This is a genomic window from bacterium, assembly GCA_041648665.1.
Lineage (GTDB): Bacteria > UBA10199 > UBA10199 > 2-02-FULL-44-16 > JAAZCA01 > JAFGMW01.
Map to the genome: position 1 here is coordinate 1 of JBAZOP010000027.1, position 20,354 is coordinate 20,354.

General features: G+C 61.1%; 26 protein-coding genes. 9 read left to right on the forward strand and 17 right to left on the reverse strand.

Translation table 11 applies throughout. The features are described 5' to 3' along the window. The 17 genes from WC683_10110 to WC683_10190 all read right to left on the reverse strand — a co-directional run. A partial coding sequence (locus tag WC683_10110; GenBank protein ID MFA4972958.1) for a hypothetical protein occupies nucleotides 1-287 on the reverse strand: 287 nt, incomplete at its 3' end. Next, nucleotides 274-1,443, reverse strand: a complete 1,170-nt coding sequence (locus WC683_10115) for a glycosyltransferase family 4 protein (GenBank protein MFA4972959.1) — start codon at nucleotides 1,441-1,443, stop codon at nucleotides 274-276. The genes WC683_10110 and WC683_10115, both read right to left, overlap by 14 nt. Next, entirely contained in the window at nucleotides 1,430-1,603 is a 174-nt protein-coding gene (locus WC683_10120) for a hypothetical protein (GenBank protein ID MFA4972960.1), read from the reverse strand. The genes WC683_10115 and WC683_10120 overlap by 14 nt, the downstream gene beginning before the upstream one ends. Before the next feature lie 2 nt (nucleotides 1,604-1,605). Continuing rightward, nucleotides 1,606-2,217: a hypothetical protein gene (locus tag WC683_10125; GenBank protein ID MFA4972961.1), complete on the reverse strand. Its 612-nt coding sequence runs from the start codon at nucleotides 2,215-2,217 to the stop codon at nucleotides 1,606-1,608. A 212-nt stretch (nucleotides 2,218-2,429) separates the two neighbouring features. Beyond that, the gene (locus tag WC683_10130; GenBank protein MFA4972962.1) at nucleotides 2,430-3,458 is read right to left on the reverse strand and encodes an NAD-dependent epimerase/dehydratase family protein; all 1,029 of its coding nucleotides are present in this window, start codon (nucleotides 3,456-3,458) and stop codon (nucleotides 2,430-2,432) included. Continuing rightward, nucleotides 3,458-4,639, reverse strand: coding sequence for a hypothetical protein (locus WC683_10135; protein MFA4972963.1), 1,182 nt, complete (start codon nucleotides 4,637-4,639; stop codon nucleotides 3,458-3,460). The genes WC683_10130 and WC683_10135 overlap by 1 nt, the downstream gene beginning before the upstream one ends. Then, complete coding sequence (locus WC683_10140) at nucleotides 4,639-6,135, reverse strand: hypothetical protein (GenBank protein ID MFA4972964.1); 1,497 nt, start codon at nucleotides 6,133-6,135, stop codon at nucleotides 4,639-4,641. Before WC683_10140 ends, WC683_10135 begins: the two co-directional genes overlap by 1 nt. Continuing rightward, nucleotides 6,132-7,469: a phage terminase large subunit gene (locus tag WC683_10145; GenBank protein ID MFA4972965.1), complete on the reverse strand. Its 1,338-nt coding sequence runs from the start codon at nucleotides 7,467-7,469 to the stop codon at nucleotides 6,132-6,134. Before WC683_10145 ends, WC683_10140 begins: the two co-directional genes overlap by 4 nt. A gap of 104 nt (nucleotides 7,470-7,573) precedes the next feature. Continuing rightward, nucleotides 7,574-8,350 carry a methyltransferase domain-containing protein gene (locus tag WC683_10150; protein MFA4972966.1) on the reverse strand — a complete coding sequence of 259 codons (777 nt, stop codon included), beginning with the start codon at nucleotides 8,348-8,350 and terminating at the stop codon, nucleotides 7,574-7,576. Further along, nucleotides 8,340-9,071 carry a hypothetical protein gene (locus WC683_10155; protein ID MFA4972967.1) on the reverse strand — a complete coding sequence of 244 codons (732 nt, stop codon included), beginning with the start codon at nucleotides 9,069-9,071 and terminating at the stop codon, nucleotides 8,340-8,342. The genes WC683_10150 and WC683_10155 overlap by 11 nt, the downstream gene beginning before the upstream one ends. A gap of 3 nt (nucleotides 9,072-9,074) precedes the next feature. Continuing rightward, nucleotides 9,075-9,644, reverse strand: a complete 570-nt coding sequence (folE, locus tag WC683_10160; GenBank protein MFA4972968.1) for a GTP cyclohydrolase I — start codon at nucleotides 9,642-9,644, stop codon at nucleotides 9,075-9,077. Continuing rightward, complete coding sequence (locus WC683_10165) at nucleotides 9,644-11,356, reverse strand: LAGLIDADG family homing endonuclease (protein ID MFA4972969.1); 1,713 nt, start codon at nucleotides 11,354-11,356, stop codon at nucleotides 9,644-9,646. Before WC683_10165 ends, folE begins: the two co-directional genes overlap by 1 nt. Beyond that, a complete protein-coding gene (locus WC683_10170; GenBank protein ID MFA4972970.1) occupies nucleotides 11,340-11,708 on the reverse strand; it encodes a 6-carboxytetrahydropterin synthase in 369 nt (122 codons plus the stop codon). The genes WC683_10165 and WC683_10170 overlap by 17 nt, the downstream gene beginning before the upstream one ends. Before the next feature lie 27 nt (nucleotides 11,709-11,735). Next, nucleotides 11,736-12,848 (reverse strand): hypothetical protein, encoded by a 1,113-nt coding sequence (locus tag WC683_10175; protein MFA4972971.1) that lies wholly within the window; start codon nucleotides 12,846-12,848, stop codon nucleotides 11,736-11,738. Beyond that, nucleotides 12,848-14,215 (reverse strand): 7-cyano-7-deazaguanine synthase, encoded by a 1,368-nt coding sequence (locus tag WC683_10180; protein MFA4972972.1) that lies wholly within the window; start codon nucleotides 14,213-14,215, stop codon nucleotides 12,848-12,850. Before WC683_10180 ends, WC683_10175 begins: the two co-directional genes overlap by 1 nt. Then, nucleotides 14,208-15,167, reverse strand: coding sequence for a hypothetical protein (locus tag WC683_10185; protein ID MFA4972973.1), 960 nt, complete (start codon nucleotides 15,165-15,167; stop codon nucleotides 14,208-14,210). The genes WC683_10180 and WC683_10185 overlap by 8 nt, the downstream gene beginning before the upstream one ends. After that, nucleotides 15,142-15,858, reverse strand: coding sequence for a ParB N-terminal domain-containing protein (locus WC683_10190; protein ID MFA4972974.1), 717 nt, complete (start codon nucleotides 15,856-15,858; stop codon nucleotides 15,142-15,144). Before WC683_10190 ends, WC683_10185 begins: the two co-directional genes overlap by 26 nt. 149 nt (nucleotides 15,859-16,007) lie before the next feature. Between WC683_10190 and WC683_10195 the strand changes: the two genes are divergently transcribed. The 9 genes from WC683_10195 to WC683_10235 all read left to right on the forward strand — a co-directional run bounded on the left by WC683_10195 (nucleotide 16,008) and on the right by WC683_10235 (nucleotide 20,343). Continuing rightward, nucleotides 16,008-16,337 carry a hypothetical protein gene (locus WC683_10195; protein ID MFA4972975.1) on the forward strand — a complete coding sequence of 110 codons (330 nt, stop codon included), beginning with the start codon at nucleotides 16,008-16,010 and terminating at the stop codon, nucleotides 16,335-16,337. Beyond that, nucleotides 16,330-16,554, forward strand: a complete 225-nt coding sequence (locus WC683_10200; GenBank protein ID MFA4972976.1) for an excisionase family DNA-binding protein — start codon at nucleotides 16,330-16,332, stop codon at nucleotides 16,552-16,554. Before WC683_10195 ends, WC683_10200 begins: the two co-directional genes overlap by 8 nt. 397 nt (nucleotides 16,555-16,951) lie before the next feature. Further along, the gene (locus tag WC683_10205) at nucleotides 16,952-17,557 is read left to right on the forward strand and encodes a hypothetical protein (protein MFA4972977.1); all 606 of its coding nucleotides are present in this window, start codon (nucleotides 16,952-16,954) and stop codon (nucleotides 17,555-17,557) included. 168 nt (nucleotides 17,558-17,725) lie between these two features. Next, nucleotides 17,726-18,028 (forward strand): hypothetical protein, encoded by a 303-nt coding sequence (locus WC683_10210; GenBank protein MFA4972978.1) that lies wholly within the window; start codon nucleotides 17,726-17,728, stop codon nucleotides 18,026-18,028. Between the two features lie 97 nt (nucleotides 18,029-18,125). Further along, on the forward strand, nucleotides 18,126-18,467 hold the full coding sequence (locus WC683_10215; GenBank protein MFA4972979.1) for a hypothetical protein: 342 nt from the start codon (nucleotides 18,126-18,128) through the stop codon (nucleotides 18,465-18,467). After that, nucleotides 18,464-18,847 carry a hypothetical protein gene (locus tag WC683_10220; GenBank protein ID MFA4972980.1) on the forward strand — a complete coding sequence of 128 codons (384 nt, stop codon included), beginning with the start codon at nucleotides 18,464-18,466 and terminating at the stop codon, nucleotides 18,845-18,847. The genes WC683_10215 and WC683_10220 overlap by 4 nt, the downstream gene beginning before the upstream one ends. A 250-nt stretch (nucleotides 18,848-19,097) precedes the next feature. Next, nucleotides 19,098-19,448 carry a hypothetical protein gene (locus WC683_10225; GenBank protein MFA4972981.1) on the forward strand — a complete coding sequence of 117 codons (351 nt, stop codon included), beginning with the start codon at nucleotides 19,098-19,100 and terminating at the stop codon, nucleotides 19,446-19,448. Further along, nucleotides 19,445-19,924, forward strand: coding sequence for an SWIM zinc finger family protein (locus tag WC683_10230; GenBank protein MFA4972982.1), 480 nt, complete (start codon nucleotides 19,445-19,447; stop codon nucleotides 19,922-19,924). Before WC683_10225 ends, WC683_10230 begins: the two co-directional genes overlap by 4 nt. Before the next feature lie 26 nt (nucleotides 19,925-19,950). Continuing rightward, nucleotides 19,951-20,343, forward strand: a complete 393-nt coding sequence (locus WC683_10235; GenBank protein ID MFA4972983.1) for a hypothetical protein — start codon at nucleotides 19,951-19,953, stop codon at nucleotides 20,341-20,343. The last annotated feature ends 11 nt before the right edge of the window (nucleotides 20,344-20,354 follow it).

The following is a 20,354-nucleotide window of genomic DNA, read 5'->3' on the forward strand; positions in this document are numbered from 1 at the left end:
CGCTGGAGGAGGGCGAAGTTGTCGGGTTCCGGCTCGACCGCGAGATAGATCGCGCTGGGGAAGTCATGGTGGGCGCGCAGCGAGAATGCGCCAATATGCGCACCGAGATCGACGACGAGACGTGTGTTGGGGGGCAAGTATTGGGTGATGAGGTCCCAGGGATAGGCGTTGTGGATCTCGCGCACGATGCCGCGATCCCAAAGGCCATAACCTTGTGTGGCATTGGCGCGGACGATTAGCTGGACATGGCCATAAGCGTATGGCTCATATAGGTTATTTGGCGGCATAGCGGCGGCTCCGTTTGGGCTTGGGTTTGGGCGGTTCTGTTGTAGTTGAGGCGCTGGCGACGGGGAACGAGAACGATCGGCGTGTGTCCTCGGCGACCTGGTTGAAGAGTTGGATGAAAGCGTCGGCAGCATGGTCCCAGGTGACGTGCTCGTGTACCCAGCTAGAGGCGCGGTAGCCGAACTCCCTGGCGTGGGCGCGCTGGTCATAGACCCAACGCATATGGGTGCAGAGTTCGTCCAGGTTGGGCTGGAATTGTTTGCCGTCGTAGCCTTCGGTGGAGGCGGCGACCCAGGTGCCGTTGAGTGTGAGCGCCCAGTTTTTGGCCTCGTCGGCCATGCCCGTGCAGTCGGAGCAGATGACCGGCAGACCGGTAGCGGCAGCCTGCCGCGGCCAGAGGCCGTAGCCCTCGCCGCGGGATGGGAAGAGGAAGCAATCGGCGATATATAGGAGTTCCGCAATGTCGTCCAGGTTCTCGCGCCAGGTGCGGACGCGGCGGTCGGGGAAGTGAGTGACGAAGTGCAGGATGCTTTGCGGCGTCTCGATCATCTTGAAGATGAGGCGCACGTCAGGCGTCTGGTCCGGGCCGCCAAACACTTTGTAGAAGGCCTGGAGCACGAGGTCAAAGCCCTTGCGGTTGCCCCGGTCGGCAATGCAGAGGAAAGTGAACGTATCGCGGTTGGGGCGCTGAGTATAACGGAACTGAGCCGCATCGATGCCGAGCGGGACGACGTGGATAGGCGGCAGGATCGGGACTTTGAACTGGTCGGTATGGCTTTCCATGTAATCGGTGAGGTTATCGCGGAAGATGACGGCACACCAGGGTGATGGGACAAGGATGCGCTCACAGTGGCGCAGGAGCGTGGGTGCCCAGCGCGTTGGGAGGCGGGTACTTTCGTACATGGTGAGGCCCCAGACCCGGCCCAGTTTGAGCGTCATGAAGCCGGGCGTGCCGGCGGCGACGGTGGGAATTGCGCCGATATCTGGGTGGGCAAGGGCGACGTGGGTTGTGGGGGTGGTGTCGAAGTAGGCGGCGGAGAGCGGCGTGACGGTAAAGCCGCGCCGGCGCAGCGCCCACGCCATTTTATCCGAGAGCACGAAGTAAGATTCTTCCTTGCGCGTGACCGGGTAGGCCCAGTAGAGCTTATTGCCGTTCACCGGCCAGCCCTTCTTTGACCGCGCCGCATACTGTGCAGCGCCAGCGGGTGCGCGAAGAGCCTTCCTTGCGCTTGCACTGGTTGTGGATGCGGTTATGCAAGCCGTAGCGAGCGTCCTGGAAATAGTGCTGGCATGTGCAAGGGCGGATCATGGTGGACATGGTTACTCCTTTTCGGTTTCGGCGATGACGCTCCAGTAGACCTGGCAGCCATATTTGATCGCGCCGGAGGCATCCATGACGATCTTGGGATTGTTGTGGATTTCGACAATAGGATACTTCGAGATGGCCTGGAGGTCAGGCGGGATGGGTTCTTCGGCGTTGCCATAGGAGATCAGCGCGCCGGGCGCGTTGATAGCATAGGTGGTGACGAAAGCGACGAGTTGGCCTGTGCCGAGATAGGTTTCGTAGTCGTCGCCGTCCCAGACTTTGACCGGGATGGGCAGTTCGCGCCCCTGCCAGGTGGTTTTGGCGGGCGGCGTATCGGCGGGCGTGTCGGCGTCGGGTAGGAGGGACTTGAGGTAATCCACGAAGGACTGGTTAGGGTTGGCCAGTCCGCTTTGGGCGAGGGACTGCTCTGCCTGGCGCGCGAGTTCGAGGAAGCAGGCACGGTGGTAGGGTTCGGCCTCGCCGTCAACCGCCCCATCTTCGAGGAAGGTGATGAGGTAGTCGCAGTGATTGCCGCCGCACACGACGCACGGCTCGTGGTGCATGACGTCAGGCAGGGCGAGGACGAGAATATCGAACGTGTCCGCGGGCGAAGTTTGGTCAGACATGATAGGCTCCTTTCCTTGTGAAGGTTTGCAAAATTGTATCACAGTGTGTGGCAATTTGCAAATAGGGGAGAGTGCTATATAATGTAGGCAACCCACAACCCGGCATGAAAGTGCCACAAGCAGCCGTCCTCCCTCAGGGCGGTTGTTTGCGTCAGGGGCAAGTATGAGGTGGTGAGGGTTTGCTTGGTGTTACAGTAAAATGGGTGGCGGTATTACGGCGGGTTCCCGTCCGCATTGGGGCCTCCGGCCTGTCCGGCCTGGTTGTATTGTTTGGCAATCCAGGTGTAAGTGGGGGAGAGGCCCTCAGCGATGGGCGCGCCGGGTGCCCAATCGAGTGTGGCGCGAATAAAAGTGTTGTCGCTGTTGCGGCGCTGTACGCCCGTGGGTTGGGCGGGTTCGTAGCGGCGCGCGAAGGGTTGGGGCGGCTGCGCGATGGCTTCGATGATATCAAGCAAGCCGTTGACCGAGATGAGTTCGTCGGAGCCAAGATTGACGGGTGTGGCGATCAGGGCCGGGCACGCGACGATTTTGAGAATGCCGGTGATGCAGTCGTCGATGTAGGTATAACTGCGTTCCTGGGTGCCATCGCCCCAGATAGGGACGTGGTCGGCGTCGCCGTGCAGGACAGCCAGCGCCTTGCGGCATAGCGCGGCGGGCGCTTTCTCGCGGCCCCCGCGCCACGTGCCGTAGGGGCCGTAGATGTTGTGGAAGCGCGCGATGTAAGTGCGCAGGCCCCGCTCGTGGTAGTACTCCTGGCAGAGCATTTCGGCGTAGAGTTTCTCCCAGCCGTAGCCGCGCTCGGCCAGGGCGGGGTAAGCGTCGCTTTCTTTGAGGGCAACGGCGTTTGGATCGGCTTGCAGGGCCGTGTTGTAGACGCACGCCGAGGACGCAAAGAAATAAGTGGATGCGCCCGCGCGGTAGGCCGCTTCGATCAGATTGGTATTGATCAGGACATTACGCATACAGGCGATGCGGTAATTAGAAATGTAGCCCATGCCGCCCATGTCTGCGGCCAGGTTATAGACCTCGGTGGCGTTGCGCGTGGCGATGTGGCAGGCGTCGGGCTGGGCGAGGTCCAGACACAGGCACTCGGTATTGGGCAAGTGCGGCAGGCGGTGCCACTCAGGCAAGGGTTTCTTATCCACAGCACGGATTGTGGTGTCTGGGTGCAGACGGGCCAGCGTGTGCACGAGTGCGCCGCCAATGAAGCCACCCGCGCCGGCGATAACGATGGTGTGCATTAGACAAATTCTCCTTCAGGCGTGAGGATCGGTTCGATGGTGTTACCGGATCGGTTCAGGTAGCGGTAGGCCTGCCGGCCCAGGTATGCGCCGAGCAGGAGTTGCAAGAACGGGAACGGGGCCGCCGGCGTAAGTGGGGGCGGCGCGCCACTGGCATGGAGTTCGACCAGGGCCTCGGTTGGCTCCTGGGTATTATCGATGTAAGGGAGTAGGAAGCATAGGCACTGCGGGTGGCTTGCCTGGACGGGGATGGGGCAGGACTCGACGGGGTAGGGCGGGCGCAGCCGCTCGCCGCTCATGCCAATGGTAGCGATATCGTCACAGATGTCAACGCGCGGGTGGGCGGCGGAGAGCGCCCAATCCATGCCAGTGACGAATGGGTTTGTGGTGGCAGCCAGTTGTTGCGCTGTGCTGTACGCGTGGATGAGTTCCGTGCGCGCCAGGCGCATGGCGTCGAAACTGGCATTGGTGCCGTAAGGCCGGCGCGTGCGCAGGTTGGCGCGCGTGGGCAGCAGGAACTGTTCGAGATCGCGCGACATCTGGAGCGCCGGCGTGTTGCGCCCAATACTGTCGGTCAGGTAGCGGTCGGCCTTGTCACGCACAGCTGCACCCGTGCGCCAGATGCGGTCACTGAGGCGGTAGCCCGACGGATCGACCCACTCGTGGAAGGGGCGGTACTGGGTCAGGTAGGCTTGGTTGAGCAGGCGGGTGGCGAAATAGGCTGGGGCCTCCCCGACTGAAGTCGGGGTCTGCTCCGCGATGGGCAATTCGGCGGGCGTGCGTGCGGAGGTCAGCCAGCGGTACGTGAGCGGCGGCAACGTGCGCGCCATCTGGGTCTGGTGCCCACGTATGAGGGCGGCAACGGATTGGGCGATCAAGCCGTTCAGGAGGCGGGCGAAGGGCGCGAGTGGCTCAGCCGTGCCTGGCGTATATGGGGCGCGCCCATCGGGATAGGGCGAGAAGGGCGTGGGCGCGACGAAGAGGGCAGAGATGGCGTCACCGGCCAGCTGGCGCAGCGGGGTAACGGATTGGGGCGGAATGAGGTCGTTGCGGTCCGCAAAGCGGGCCAGCAGCTGTGCCAGACGCGCGGTGGCGGGCTGAAACAGGGCCGCGCCCTCACGGTGGTTGAGCGCGCTCAGGGCGCGGTACAGGACCTGCGTGCCCGTCGTGGTCTGTGGCACTAATCTTCCTCGTCGTCGGTGTCGTCGGCAGGCGGCGGCCCATCGTCCTCGTTGCGCTTGGCGCGTGCCATCGCATTGTCCAGAAAGGCGGACTGGCGCTCCTGGCCGCGTGCGAACATGAGATCGTCCTCGTCCAAAGCCTTCGCAGCTTCGGCCTCAGGGTTCTCGACCAGGTCGAGCAAGCCCAGCGTGGTGGCGCGCTGGAGCAGATTCTCCTGGTAGGCAAACTGGACCTGCTTGAGGCGCAGTTCCAGGTCCTCTTCGGTGATGGGCGGAAATGCGAGGTGGATGGGGGCGAGCATGACCTGCGGGTCGGTGAGCGCGCGCGTGCGGAGCCAGATGTCGGCCAGCGAGTACAGGCCGCCCTCAGCGGTGACGCCTAGAATGTCGTCAGCGGCGCGGCCCGATAGCATGTGCCGGCGGCCCTCGACGAAGTGGACGAAGGCAGGCAGCTGGGCGTCCACCGAGGCCTTGGAGGACGCGATTGCGCCGCCCCAGACCCACTCTGGGATTTGCGAGCGCTGGAGCATGAGCAGGAACAGAATTTCGAGCATACGGCGCGCGTCGTCAGTGAACGGGGACGGGCCTTTGAAATTGAACGAGCCGTTGCCGCCCACGGCAATGACAGCCTGGCGCGCCCAGTCAATGACGTAGTAGGTTTGGGTGTCGCCGTCGGGGTCGGTGTAATCTTCCGTGCGCGTGGAGTTGGCTTTGAGCACCTGCTGCGGGTTGTCCACGCCCTCGAAAGTGGCGACCGGGTTGGACATGCGCTTGACGCCGCCGAGGGCTTTCTCGATCACGTCGTTGTACTCGCCAAAGAGAGCAAGGAGCGCGCTGACCTGGGGCCGGCCCCAGATTTCGTTGGCCGCGCGGTCGTTGGCGAAGTGGACCACGGGAATGCGCCCGATCAGGTTGGGAAAAACGAAGTTGGAAACCTCGTTGCCAATGGTGATGGTGAGATCGCGCTTCTCGGCAGTGTAGATGTCGCGCACCATGACGCCGGTGGCGGGCTGGCTGTCGATCTGGTACGCGATGACCTGGCGGTAGTCGATGGGGTCGGTCTGGATCGTGACCAGATCGGGCGGCACCATCGTGAGCGAGGCGTCGCTCTGGTTGACGATCAAGAAGCTGTCGCCCAGGCCCAGGCTGTCTTCGTAGGTCGTGAGCATCAGGTTGAGGTAAACGCTGAAGAAACGGCGCAGCAGGTCATTGGTGTAGTCGGCGGCGGGCGACTCGGTTTCGGTATCGAGTTCCGCATCCACGCCCGCGCCCAGCACCCAGGAGGCCGTAATGCGGTTAATCGCCTGGGCGTGCAGGCCGCCCAGTTCATAGCCGCGCTCGTGCCCCCAGCGCAGGCGGTCCCAGAATCGATGGTCGGCCTTCGTCCAGTCAACAGACGTGCGGTACGTGTAGAGGTTGAGTGTCTCGAATGTGGACGCCGTGCGCCCGATGATGTCCGAGACGGGCAGTTCCTGCATGGGGAGCGTTACGTTCATTGTACTGGCCTCCGGCGCGCGCGGGTGGGCGCGGTTGGATATAGATTTATGGCCTTGGCGGTGGCGGGCAGGGCGGCGGGCCTATCCATAGTGTACAGTAAGTAGCGCAGGGCGTCCATACCGTGGTCATGAATTTTGATTGGTTCTTCCCTGGCGTTGCGCGCCTCGGAGGGCTGCGCCCAGCGGTAGAATTGGAATTCTTCGGTGGTGGAAGTGGGCGCGAAGCGCTTCTCGCCCGTGAGCGGGTCGAGCACGAGGCCCTGATCGCGGTGTACCAAGGCGTCGCTGAAGAAGTAGAGACGCGGGGCAACTTCGGGTGGGTTGCCCAAGTAATCGGCCACGCGCTGGATGCCAAGGGTGACATCCTTGACGGCGGGTTGCGTATCGATGCCACGCGCCGCGAGGACGGCGCGGTCGCCGGCGTCATGGTCAGCAAAGGTGGCAGCATAGCGCTCTTCGGCGCTGAGGTCAGCCACGCGGTCGGCCAGGTCGGTGATCTTTTGGCGCGCGTGGTAAAGTTCGCGGTAGATGATAATGCTGCCTTCAGGCAGATGGGCTGGGTTCTCCGCGCGGGCGACCGCAGCCCACAGGCACACGAAGGGGTTTTGGTAGCCGAAGTCGATGGCGCGGTAGCGCGTCCACGAATGGGGGATGGGGAAAGCGTCGATGACGTGGACGAGCGGGTCGAAGTGCGGGTAGACCAGGCCTTCGAGGCCGACCCAGCGACCCAGCACGAAGCGCTCGTAGAACGGGCCGGTGAACGAGCGCAGCCGCTCCAGGTAATCCTCGGGCAGGAAGTGGTTATCGATGGTGCGCGAGGTGACGACGGCGGTGCCGGGCGCGCGCTCCACGAAGAAGCGCTGGTAGATCCAGTGGCCAGGGTGGCGTGGGTTGCACGCACCGAGCAGCTGGCGCACTTTGGGTGTGTCATGGCGCAGGCGGCCCTGGACCAGCCGCCACTCGTCGTAGGTGAGTTCTTCGGCCTGATCGACGGCGGCCCAGCCCAGGTTCAGGGAGTTGATCCATGATGTGTCGCCGGAGGAAGATTTGACGCCGCCGTAGAGAATTTCCGAGCCGTTGGTGAGCGTGATGGTGCGGTACTTGTAGCTGTGGTTGGCGATCAGTTCCGGCGGGATAACCGGCGGCAGCGCGCCGTCGGGTTTGAGCAGGGTTTGGAGCGTGGTGGCTTCCAGGGAGGTGAGGGTCTTGCGTGCGAGGAGGCCGCGGTTGCCCGCCCACAGGAGGGAGAGTTGGAGCGCCTTGAGGCAAAGGGCGCGCGTCTTGCCGGAGCCGAATGCGCCGGAGTGCATTACTTCTGGGTTAAAGAGAGCCATGAAGCGGTTCTGCGACGTGAGCGCGCTATCCGGGTCGAAAATGGCGTAGTGCGGGCCGGCAGGGAGACGATGCGCCAGTACTGCGTTACTCCGAGGTGAAGGCATTATGGCTGCGACCGGCGCGCGGTAATCAGGAGATGCTGCCCAAAGCGGTGTTCGAGGGCGCGGAAGAGGGCAGGCGGCAGAATGCGCCAGGGCAGCGCCTTGACATAGCGGTATTGGACGTAGTCGCGGACGCGCCAGGGGAAGATGTGGTCAACGTGGATGTCGGTGATGGTGAAGCCATGGCGCACGATCAGGGCGCGGGCTGTGTGGCGGGAGTAAGTGCGCGCGATGGGCACGCCGCGCTGGGCCTCAGACTGCGCCAGGCCAAGGGCAATGAGGAGGGTTTTGGGCGTGTAGCGGTGGTAGAGCATGAGGCGCAGTTCGCCGTCAGGCCGCAGCATTCGGTGCATGTTACGCAGGGCGGCGTCAGGGTTGGGTGTGTGGTGCAGGACGCCCCACGAAAAGATGAGGTGAAACTGGCCTTCCCAGACATGCGTGAGTTCTTCGTAGTTGCCGCATCCCCACGGGATCGGCACCGCATATGCGGTCGACTGGAGTTGGGCCAGGTCGATGGCGCGCGGTGAAAGGTCGATGGCAAAGATGTTAGCGCCCGCGCGGGCGAAGTCGATAGCGACCGTGCCCATGCCGCAGCCCACTTCGAGTACGTTCTTGTTTGTCCAGCGTGGGAAGTCGGCAAAGGCGGGCAGGTGCGGCTCCACGAAGTACTTGCGGGCGCGCACTTCGTCGAAATATTGGCGGGAGCCGAGCGGGGCCGCGCTGTGACGCAGGTTGCACGGCCGGCGGTCCCAGTAAGCGCGGACCTGATCAATCGTCATCGTCATCCTCGAAATCGTCATCGTCCGGGCGTGCGCCGTTGCTCCGACCTGGGTCAGGGAAGCGAGATATGGGCGTGTCGCTCAGAATGTCACCGAGCACGATATCGCCCGGCTGGCGCTCGAAGTGACCGGCACTGCTGGACGGAACAATGATAATGGGCACCACGACAGCACCGGTGGGGGTATCATCAGTAATGCCGGCGGCGCGGCGCGAGAGGTCCGAGGCGATCTTGGCAAAGCGCGCAGCGTCGGCCTTGGTCCACTTGTCGGTGGGGTTGATGACCGTGACCGTGCCATCCTCGTTGACGATGCGCTGGGGCTGGCCGATGGGCCAGCGCGACATAGCCAGAGCCTGCTCGAACAGGCGGTCGGCGAGTTCGAATTCCTTCTCGCGGATAGCGTCACGGCGCTCCTGCCAGCGTGCGAGGTCCAGTTGGCGCTGGTAGTTATCCCAGGCCTCCGCGCGTTCGTCCCAGCGCCACCGCGCCATAATGACCTTCCAGGCTCTGGTAAGGCTCTTAGACGGCGGCTTACCTTGTTCTTTGCGCCACATATTATAAGCGCCGTGCTTAGACCGCTCCGTGCCCACAAAGAGGTAATAATTCTGGAAACGGTCATACCACAGGGTAGGTTCGAGTTTGCCGGTGTGGTCCGTCTGGCGTTCCCAGAACGGCTCCTGGAGGTCGGTTATGGGTGCGAGGGACGTGTCGTGGCGCGACATAGGTCAGGGTCTTACCTCATTATTAAGCTGGCACAGGGACAGGAACTCGTGGCGCAGGTCGGCGTCAGCGCGGAACATGCCACGCAGGGCCGAGGTCGTCATGGTGGCGGGTGTGCGCACGCCGCGCATGGCCATACAGAGGTGGAAGCCGCGCGCGAGGACGGCGACGCTTTCGGTCTGGGCCAGGGCGCAAATTTCGTCCGCGATATCGCTGACGAGCCGCTCCTGGATTTGCAGCCGGTGGGCGTGCTTGTGCGCGATGCGCGCGAACTTGGAGAGGCCGAGCACGCGGTTGGCGGCGAGGTAACCCATGCTGATGTCCGCCCAGAAGGGCAGCATGTGGTGCTCGCATAATGAGTAGACGCGGATGCCGGTGACGACGACGAGTTGATCGGTGGTGACGGCCTCGAAGGTGACCTCGGTGTTGCCGGGGTCGTAGTTGATGAACTCGTCATACCAGTGCGCGATGCGGCGCGGCGTTTCGCGCAGCCCCTCGCGATTGGGGTCTTCACCCAGCAGGATGAGCAGGTTCTCAGCGACAAGTTGCAGGCCGGCGAGGTCGAGTTGTGCCATCAGGCGACTCCTATGTACTTGTGAATCTGGATGCTGAGGCGGTGTCCGTGTGCGTAGCAGAGTTCAAGGCAGGTTTGGGTGGCCTTGGCGCTTTGCGAGAGGGGCTGGAGTGCGATATCGAAGTCGGCAGGGTCGAGTCCGAGTTGGTGCATCCGCTCGATGAAAATGTCGTAGTGGGCACGCTTGCCGATGGGCAATTTTAGTTCGCCGTGAGGCCGGGCGGCGGCAAGCAGAGCGGAGCGCAGCACAGGCAAGCCGCCCGGCATATCGAACTTGGGCGAGACGACGACCCAGTCGAAGTCAGCGTCGATGTGACCCAGTGCCGTGCCAGAGGTTTCGATAGTAAGTAAGCGGTCAGTGTTTTCGTGAAAGATGCGCACGAGCGGGCCGAGGTCATAGTTGGCCGGCTCACCGCCCGTGACCATGATGTAGGGCAGGTCGCGGAAGCGCGACGTGATCTCGGTGAGCAATTGGTTGGGGGTCAGGTAGACGTAGTGCGGAGTGGCCCCGACGTCTGTCGGGGTGGGGGCACCGGCGGCGGCCTTGTGCTCGTAGAGCGCGTCCAGGGAGGCGACTTCGTTGGCCATAGCGAGCGGCCAGGTTTCGCGCGTATCGCATTGGTCAACGAGAAACCCATTGGCAAAGAAATTTCCCTTTGTCGTCATGAGATTATAAACAGTACGCGAAGCAACTGGCCTGACTTCATCTACCAGCATTGCTTGCAACTGTCCCGGCTTTCCCCGTCCCTTATTTTGTTTGCGGCGGATTACCGGCGTAAATACAGCAAAGAAACGCTCACACTCATCTACGCCCGTAACACGCAACCCATACATCTTTTTGCCATTGCGCGGGTCAATCTGAGAAGCGGACCAGTGTGGGTCAAAACCAAAATCTCGGAGCATAGCATTAACTCGATGCAAAAGTTTATCATCCTGCTGATATATCGTAATCTGATATTTCGACGCCGAGCCTTCAGCGTCAAAAAACCCAGCTACATAGCCCCGACGTTCCTCAAGTGTTTGAGGATAGTCCATAATGAACTCAAGGTCCGTAATTGCGCAGGAAACTCGATAAACAGTTTTACCCGCCGACGTTTTGCGCTTCGATTTGGTCACGTTGGTATTTCGGCCAAACCTATTGACAAGATCACGCAAGCATTCAGCGAAATCCAGATCAGTGACCTGCCAATAGATTTTTGTATACCCTCCCCACTTCGATGAAGAGCCATCGCCCGCATATGCACCCATGAGATATCCACGAAGATAATCTTCAGTAGATGGCCAGGGAGAATAGTTGCCAAGCCGAGATCGTTTGATCCATACACCCGTAAGATCACCGGCAGGCATCTTTCTGACCATACTTTTATGCTTATTCACATGGAAAACATGATCTGGAGTACAGATCACCGATCCCATATCGGTGCAAACCTCTACAGTGGGTTCATTAACTCGTTGCGAAGTATCGATGACGCGCGAAACAACATATGCACGCTTGCCGCCATAGGACATTACCTCATCGCCAATCTGGATTTCTCGGATGGGCTTGGAGGTCCAGTCTGCCATAAGTACAGGCGTGTCACCATCGACACAAAACGGGCATCCCACCGCGCAGCCCTGGAAGCGCAGCAGGGCCATTGGCGTGCCGGTGAGCTTGCCCTCGCCCTGGATGGTGCGATATAGGTGATTGATAGGGTATTTAATCGGCTGGTCCATAGCGCGCGTATGCCTTTTCTGTCTCGTAGACGGTCACGCTGAGTGTGATGGGACCGAACAGGTGCAGCGCCACGTCGAATAGATGGGCGGCGATGTTTTCCGCGGAGGGCGAGACGTCAGGGCCGAAGATGTCGTTGAGGTGGCGGTGATCGAGCGTGTCGTCGATGTAGTCCTTAAAGGGCTTGAGGTCCCCGAAGTCGATAACGAACCCGGCTGCGTTGAGGCGCTCCGCGCCGAGTTCGAGAATGACGCGGTAGTTATGGCCGTGGAGCCGCGTGCAGGGATGCTCGTCGGGCAGGTTGAGCAGTTGGTGCGACGCACTGAAGTGGAATTCCTTGGCGATCCGGTACATTGCAGTTTTCCTCATCTCCTGCTATCATTATACCATACCCCCCCAAAACCCCACCTTGTGTGGGTCAGAAGCACCCCCGCTCCGGTTTGCCGAAGTTGGGGTGTTTTTGCGTGGGGGCGCAGTGTGGCCCCGATGTATATCGGGGCGGGATTGCTCCGGCTGGGGCTGGAGTTGGGCGGCGGCGAGGATGGTTTGCGCGAGTTGGGTGGCGTTGTCGGCGTGCTGAGCGCGGAAGGCGGCCCAGTCGTCGGGCGTAGCCAGGGTGCGGTCGGCAACGAGTTGGAGGGCGTGGTCGTAGGAGGTGAAAGCGAGGCGTTCGGGGAGATGCAGGGCGGAGTAGGCGAGGTTGTCGGCGCGGTAGAGAGGGGTGAGGCCGTATGCAAACATGCGCACGACGGCGTTGGGGAAGATTTCCTGGCGCGCGTCGCAGATGAAGTAGCCGCCGGCGCGGGCGAGTTGGCGGAGTTGGTCCGGGGTGAGCCACCCCAGCGGTTTGATGTTATGGAGCGGCGTTTCCAGACCGGTGGCGGCGAAGGTGACTTCGGATGGGGCAGTGGTGGCAGCGTACTGGGCGAAGTTGGCAAAGCGGTCGCTGCCCTTATCGGGCCGCCAGCGCGAGACGTGGTAGATTTTGGGCGCGTAGGTGAATTGGGGTTGCTCGTTGAGGAAGTGGTCGATGGGGTAGGGCGCATAGTGGATTTTGCGCTGCGCGTGGTCGGGCATGCTGCGCCGGACGAGATCGGAGGGCGGGAAAGTCACGGCGTCATAGATACGCCAGAGGAAGTCCTCGTAGTCGCGCGCGTGCGGGATGCGAAGGCATAGATCGCCGTCGATGTAGGCCGAGCCGTGGCCGATGCCGAGGAAGGGTGGCGTGGATGTGCGGTCGATACTGCGATAGAGGTACATGGGGACGCCCATATGCCAGTAGTCGAGGAAAAGAAGTGCGTCGTAGATATCGAGGGCGTCGGGGAGGCCAGCGAGCCAGTGACGGGGCTGATCGGCGAAGTTTTCGGGCAGGAAGAAGGCAAAGTCGCCGCCGACACGGTGCAGGGTTGCGCCCAGGCGCTCCAGCGCGTTGAGAATGGGCAATGTGATGGTTTCTTCGTGATATCCAAAGTGGCCAATGGCAAGAAGGTGCATTATGACGCCTCCCGGTATGGGACAGGATCGGGCGTGTGGTTGTGTGCGAAAGCGTGGCGGCGCAGATGGCATGAGCCGCACGTGCCGCAGTGGGTGGGGCCATTTTCGTAACAGGACCAGGTGAGGTGTAAGGGCGCATCGAGTTCGAGGCCCAGGCGGACGATTTCATGCTTTGTGAGGTTACCCACCGGCTGCTCGATGGCGATTTGGGCGTTGAGGTTGACGGCGTTGGGCACGAGATCGGCGAACTTGAGCGTGAAGATCATCTCGTTGTCGGGGTATGCGCCGCTCTCTTCGAGATTGTTGCCCAGGGCAATTGTGGAGAAGCCGTGCGCCTCGGCGTAGGCCAGGGCAACGCTGGAGAAGATGAGGTTGCGCGCGGGCACCCATTCGTAGGCAAGTTCAGCGCTGCGCTCGCCGCCGCGCTCGGTCATGAGATCGGCGGCGGTATCGGTGAGGCGCGAGTGGCCAATGTCGGCGCGGAAAAGGGTGCGCATATCGATGAAGCGGGCGGCGCACTGGAGATGGGCGGCGAGGGCGTTGACGGCCTCGCGCTCGCGCGTCTCGGCGCGGCAGCCGTAAGTGAAGTGCAGAAGGGTGGTGTCATAACCCAGGCGGACGTAGTGTGTGGCGACGACGGCGCTGTCCAGGCCGCCGGAGCAGATGACGAGGGCGCGGCGGGCTGGGATGGGTGGGCGCAGGGTTTGTGTGCTGAGGGTGAGGTCGGGCGCGATGGTGGTGAGGGAGTAAGGTGGGAGTTGGACAATGTTGTCCAGCCAATCTTCGCGCAGGTGGGCTTCGAGGGAGCCAAAGATGTAGGCGTTGGGCAGGCGCTTGATAAAGATGGGCTTGTAGTTGCAGGCGAGGTAGAGAGTGCCGTCGGGCGCGTGGACAGCGAGGGCGTAGGAGCCGACCAGTTGGGCAAGGGCGTTGTGGATGCCGTAACGGTCGATGAGGGGACCGATGACCATGCTGTCGATGGGGAGCGGGGGCAGGTTGAGCGCGGCGGCGAGTTCTTTGTCGTTGGCGATGGTGCCGTTGTGCGTGACGGCGGTGCCGGCGGGCGTGACGAAAGGCGGAATGAGGTCGTCGGTTTTGGCGGCGACGTATTCGGTGGTGGGTTCGGCGCGGCAGTTGGCAATAACCCAGGTGGGCGCGGGGCCGAGGCTGTAGGTTTCGTCGATGCCGGTGCTGGGGCCAGGCCGGCGTAGGGCGAAGGGGTGGCCCCAACTTGCGTCGGGGTGGGGGCCGCCCACCATGCCGTGGCTGTCGCGCCCGCGCTCGGCAGAACGGGCAAAAGTGCGCAGGAAGGCGTCGTGGAGTTCAGGCGTGGGCTGGGTGGTGATAAAGCCGCAGATGCTACACATGGATGGTGCCTTCCTCGCAGAGGCGCTCGACGGCGCGCATATGCTCGGAGAAATAGGTGGTGGCCGAGTGGACCATGTAGACCTTGGGGCCGGCGTGTCCGGTGTAAGGGGCGGGCACGGGCATGGTGGGGCGCTTGGCGCGCACCCAGGCCTCCGCTTCAAGATAGGCGAGCGCGCCCATGTAGCAGAGGTCGTAGGAGCTTTGCTTGCTGCGGTCCACGGTAGAGGCGAGGTCGATATTGTGCCGTGCCATCCACCTGAGAAAGATGTTGACCTTCTTCTTGCCGGCGCGCATGATATTGCGCGACTTGCCAGCCATCATAATGCCCGTGACGGGATCGAAGACTTTTATGTCGCCGAAGCGGACCGGCGCGATCCACGACGTGCTGTCCGTGGAGAACCAGGGATAGAGATGGGCGATGCGCCAGTCAGTGAGGCCGAACATATGGAAACAGGTGTTGGGGGAGTGGTTTTGGGCATATTTAAAGGCGTTGACGAAGAAGCGCAACATGCCGCGGTTGCGTGGCTTTGCGCCCACCAGGCCACCCAGGGCAATATAGGGATAGGTTTCGATGTATTCGTAGAGGCGGTCCTGTGGCTCACCAGCGTGGAAGACGGGGATGGGATGCAGGCCCTGGTCCTGAAGCCATTGGAAGTTGCGATGCCCTTCGAGGAAGCCGGCGGTGGGCAAGGTGGAGATGACGTCTAAGTTGGCGGCGGCAGCGAACCAGTGCGACCAGCGCTTAAGCCAGGCGGCGTATTCTTCGACCTGGATGGGCGCGCCGATAGTCCAGGCCGAAAATGCGCCGCTATCGGCAAAGACATCGAGATCGAACCTCTGGGTGATGGGTCCGAAGAGCGCGTCAAGATCGCGGTTGCGCCAGGTATGGAAGGAGATCAGGATGCGAAAGGGCGGCCTGGTTGTTTCAGGCGTCTGGGATTTCTTCGTCATCGATTGCTTCCATCTCGGATAGGATATGTGGATCGACGGCCTGCATAATCTGGACGAACTTGTGGATTGGGTTATGGGCGGGCGCGGTGCGCATATGGGATTCGTACAGGGCGACGCCCTCTTCGGTGGTCTGGATGCGCAGGAAGGGCAGCATGTCTTCAGCGTCGAGTGCGCCAAGTTTTTGTTCCATGGCATCGAGATCGATGAGGTCGGCAGCGTCGAGGATGGTGCGGACGAATTGTTCGTCGAAGCCCACATCGGCGTATGCGGCAGCGTTGGCATCGCTGAGGTCGAGGGACTTGAGCAGGTCGGCTAAGATTTCCGTGTCCCAGTAGGAGAGGTCGGTGGTGCGGTTGTCCGCGAGCGCGTAGCCGGTGGCGGCGTGCGGGTCGTCATCGACAAAGACGACGGCGATGTGTGTCCAGCGGATGAGCTTGGCCGCGTCCCAGGTGCCATTGCCGGCCTCGATGGTGTTGTCGCGGCGGTTGACGACGATAGGTTTGCGTTGGCCGTAGCGATTGAGCGAGCCAGCGATGGCCGAGATGTTGCCCGGCGGGTGCGCGCGGGCGTTGGTGGGATCGACCGCGATGGCGTCGATGGGCACCAGAAGCGGTTCGAGATCGGAGACGATCTTGTAGCGCTTGTCGTCAGCGTCGGGGGCAATAATGGTTGTGGGGCGCGGCTCGGCCATGTGATGTTTTGCTCCTGAGGTGCGGATTTGCGCACAGTATATCAGGTTTACGTGAAATAAGCAATGGGCGCAATGGCGCTTTGATATATGCCCAAAGCGGGTTATGGTGTACAATGTAGTGCATATATATGGAGGAAGGTGCAGAAAAGATGGCGCGAGATGATGCGATTGGTCGGCAGCGCAGGTTGGCCGGGGAGAGCGCGCTTCGGCTCTCGTTGAAGTTTGCGGCGGATTATTTGCGGTGGTTGATGTGGCCGGAAGCGGAGCAGTTGCGGCTCCGGGCGCGGTACGCGCATGACGCGCCGCTGCGCGCTTATGCGATATCCCAGGCGGTGAAAGTGGTAAGTAGTGCGGCGCGGCGCTGGGGCCAGGCCATACCTGATAGTGTGGCGGCAGCCAGCGCGGGGGATATTGGTTTGTTGGCAGAGCACGGGATAGAGGTGAGCAAGTTTTTCCAGGAGGGAGAGACGGATGATTAGGGCGCTTTTGGCGACGTGGCTTTCGGAGTTTGTGACGGTGGAGCAGGCAGCGCTGCTGACGGGCCGGCACTATCGGACCATTCTGCGCAATGTGCAGAGCGGCGGGCTGGATGCGTATGTGACGCCCGGCGGGGAGTACTTCATATATATGGAGGACCTGCGCGCATGGCATGGGGCGAGGCTGGGCGACAGTAGCGAAGTTGTTAATAAGTTGTAAGGGAAAGAAGCAGTCGGTTGACAGGTAGTCGTTTCTGGTGTATCATATGTTCAAATGATTGAACATTAACAAAAGCAAATCAGAGGCAAGTGCAGGAAGCCCGGAGACGGCAAGCGGTCATCACAGGGTAGCGGAAACAAAACAACAAGCCCGCGAGAAGGTGATGATACGGCGGTCAGAGAAAAGAAGCCGGAGAGTGTGATTGCACAAGCCGAAGAGGAGCCAAAAAGCAAGCCCAGACGGTGCAAATCCGGCAAGAGCGAGAGTACAGCGATGGGCCAATGCAAGGCAGGGATTTTGGGGCAGGCTCAAATGAGCCTGTCACCCACAAGCGTTCAAGCATATGGTTTGAGCGCTTGTGGGTGACGATAAAGGTTTGCTTGAAAGGAGCAGCACAATGTACGGCAAGAGAATGGATGAGGTCGAGGTCGGCGATTATATCGCCAGCGGTTGGGACAAGTACCAGTACATCGGTCAGGTCGTGAAGATCACGAAGACGCAGATCACGGCCAAGGTCGAAGGTCGCAGCCAGGAAGTTCGCATCAACCGCCAGTCAGGAAAGGAGATTGGCGGGCGCAGTTGGTGGCACTATTGTGACGATGTTGAGGCGCAGCGTGCAGTCAACAAGGAAGTGCTGGCAGCGAAGTCGATGCAGCGCGAGGCCAAGGAGGCAGCGTGGGCGGAAAAGTTGGCGGCGGTCAGGGCAGCCAATGTTCCTTTCACGGTCGTGGGCGAGGGCATCGGTGACCTCATGAAAGTTCGGTTCGTGAACAAGGATGGCGATGAGGGCATTGTATACTTCAGTTTCAAGCAGGAAAAGATGTGGCTGTCCTCAGAAGGATACGAGCCGGTCGATGGTTATCGGCTGAATCAGGTGTCGGTGTGGATGCCCAGTCGATGGCACGGCGGGGGATATGAGTTCAGTTCACCCGGTCGGTCATGTGACGGTCGGACGCTGGAAGACGCGCTGGTCGATCTGATCGCCAGCCACTACTGGGATTAAGTTGGTAAGGTCCGGCTAAGCCGGACCTACCAACGCTGAGGGCAGGAGCAATCGTTCCTGCTTTCAGCGTTGGTACATACGTGCGCTGGGCCGGGCCTGACAATGGGGGTCCGACTCCCCCTCGGCGCTCATTGTGTGAAGGATCAGTTCAGAAAAGGAGCATCAGTCATGGCCAGCAAAGACAATCGGTGGTTTCAGGTTTCGGTCAAGGATGCGAAGGCGCTCAACGAGTACTTTAAGGCGTTGGGCCTCAGCGTCCGGCGGTTCGCCAAAGGCTGGGTTTTGTCATGCCGCCAGTGGTCAGATGGCCAGTGGTTGGTGTGGGACGGCGGTCACGGCACAGGTGATCGTTTCACCACAGAGCAGATGCAGCAGTTCTTCAGCACAGTGCGCAATCGGAAAGGCGCAGTTGTGTACGAGACAAACAGTGAGGCGCTGGAAGCGCGCTGGTATTTCAACTTGAACCGCTGAACTATATAGGTCGCAGAAACCCCGACAGGGAGCGTCGGGGTCTTCCCCAGACCTTAAAATGGGGGATTGAAAAAGCATAGCGTGAAAGGAGCGCGGGATGGCAAAGGGTGTCAAAATCGGTGAGTGTGTGGTTGAGCGGTTCCGGGGTAAGCCGGTGATCGTGATGCCAACCGAAGGGCGGCCCTTCAGTTTTGGGGTTGCCAAAGCGCAGGCAGTGCTGGCCCATCGGGATATGGTGCAGGCGTTTGCCGAGGGGCGCATCGATGACATTTTCGGTGTGGACACCATCGGTGAGTTCAAAGGGCATCTGATCCTGATGGTGCCGCTGGGCAATGGGTTCGACTTCAGGTTCGGTCAGGTCAAGGCAGCCCTGGTTGTGGCCCATTGGGTCGAGATCGAGGAGTTCGTGGCACAGTTCGGCGAGGAGGATGAGGCGTGATCTACACAAAGTTCGGGACGCCAGTTGAGATCGTGTCCCCCTTCACAAGTGATGGGTTCGTGAAGGTGCGGCGCGCGGATGGCTCGTACCGGGAGTACCACATCTCGGAACTGAGGGCAGATGGCGGCGTCGATGAGTTAGCCAAAGCCGCAAACAAGTTCTTGGATGTGCCAGAGGATGCGGACGCCAAGATTGCGCGCCTGGAAAAAGCCGTGCCTGGTTGGATGGCCGAGTATGCATATGCTGCCAGAGTACAGGAGCGCGATAAGGCGATTGAGTATGGCGATCCGCCAGAGCGGGCCGAGGCGCTGGGCAAGCTGGCGCAAATCACGGCGCTCGAAGATTTTGTTAAGGATAGAGGCACGGGCGTCAAGTACTGAGCGTATATGCGTAGGGGGCCTTGGAGAAAGGCCCCTTGTCATTTATGAGGCTGGGAGCAACCGAAAAGGGCGAGGAATGCACAAGCCAAGTGACGGAAGACGCAACCTGATGGTTTGTGTGTCTGCGGCGGCAGCGCGGAGGTGCAAGTCCTTCCCCCCAGCAACCCTTTGTTAAAGCAATCGCCCCAGTGCAAGTATTCGTTTGGGGCATGGGCTAACCCCGGCATGGCCGGGGAAAAGGAGCATAGTCATGGCGGTGAGAGTGCGTGTGCCAAAGCCGGAAAAGATTACGAGTTTCACGTACCGAAGGGTGGCGTTGCTGGTTCAGTTTATGGAAAGCGCGTATCAGCGCTTCCAGGCCAGCGGCGACGAAAGGGCGCTCGGCACGGCGTACAAGTATCAGTCGAAGATTTTGGCCGTGCATCCGTTAATGGATGTCGTGCTGACCGAGATCATCGAGGCCGAGCGGCAGATAGGTGCGGGCAGCGATGTTGCGTTCACATTTGACGAGATTGTGGACGTGGATTATGTGGACCTGTTGCATCAGGTCGAGGCGCTGGCGGAAGGCTGCGCGCCGGAGATGCTGGAGGTGCTCGGATGACTGAGGGATATGTGTGGTCGGACGCGCAGATTGGGAAGTGGCTACGGCACGTGGTAAACGTGAAGCAGCTACAGGAACGGTCGCGCGGAATGGTGGTGCGCGTCATGAGCACGAGCCGGCAGGCAGCGTTTTGCTATGTGCAGAGTGGGTCGGATGAAAGTGTGTGGTATAGCGTGCGCGTGTGGAATGATGCGCGTGGGCTGCTGCATACGCGGTGCAGTTGTCCGTGGGGCCAGCACCGGCCCAAAGAAAGCCCAGAATGCGCGTGCAGCCACGTGATGGCGGCAATGGAAGCGCTGGCGGGGCTGGTGGGGCGCTCACTGAGCTTCTGGTTGGATATGGCGGATGCCGAGCGGCAACACCGGCCCATCGTGGAGCCGCGCGCCGAGGTGGTGGCGACGAGCCGGAAAGTGGGCGCGGCGGATCGGTCGATGTTTCACAGCGCGGAAGCGCGGCGCGGCAAGCGCAGATTATGACCGGCATGTAGATAAAGGAGTTCATCATGTATGGCGGCGGCTATATACTTGCACCGAAGACCGTCAGGGCGTCGAAGAAGTTCTTTGCGCAATTTCCCGATGGGGTACGAGAGTGGGTCAAGCGGTATGCTGAACAAGCGCGTGTTGTTGGGAAAAGTGTGACATATCATGCTGTTTCCACAGCCTGGTATACCATCACGGGTGAAGGCGAAACGTATCGAGTGTACTATCGCGGCAAGGAAACAGGTGCGCGATTCAACAACCAGGATGCGCTACACGCCGGAAGCGATATGCGGCTGAACCAACGCATTACTTTGCCAATTGGCGCATGGTTGATCTGTTACCGCTTGTTCCTGGGAAAAATGTTCTTCGATATCTACCACTGTGTCGGCGAACCGCAGGAGGCGCTGCCACTGTGAGCCGCGCCGGG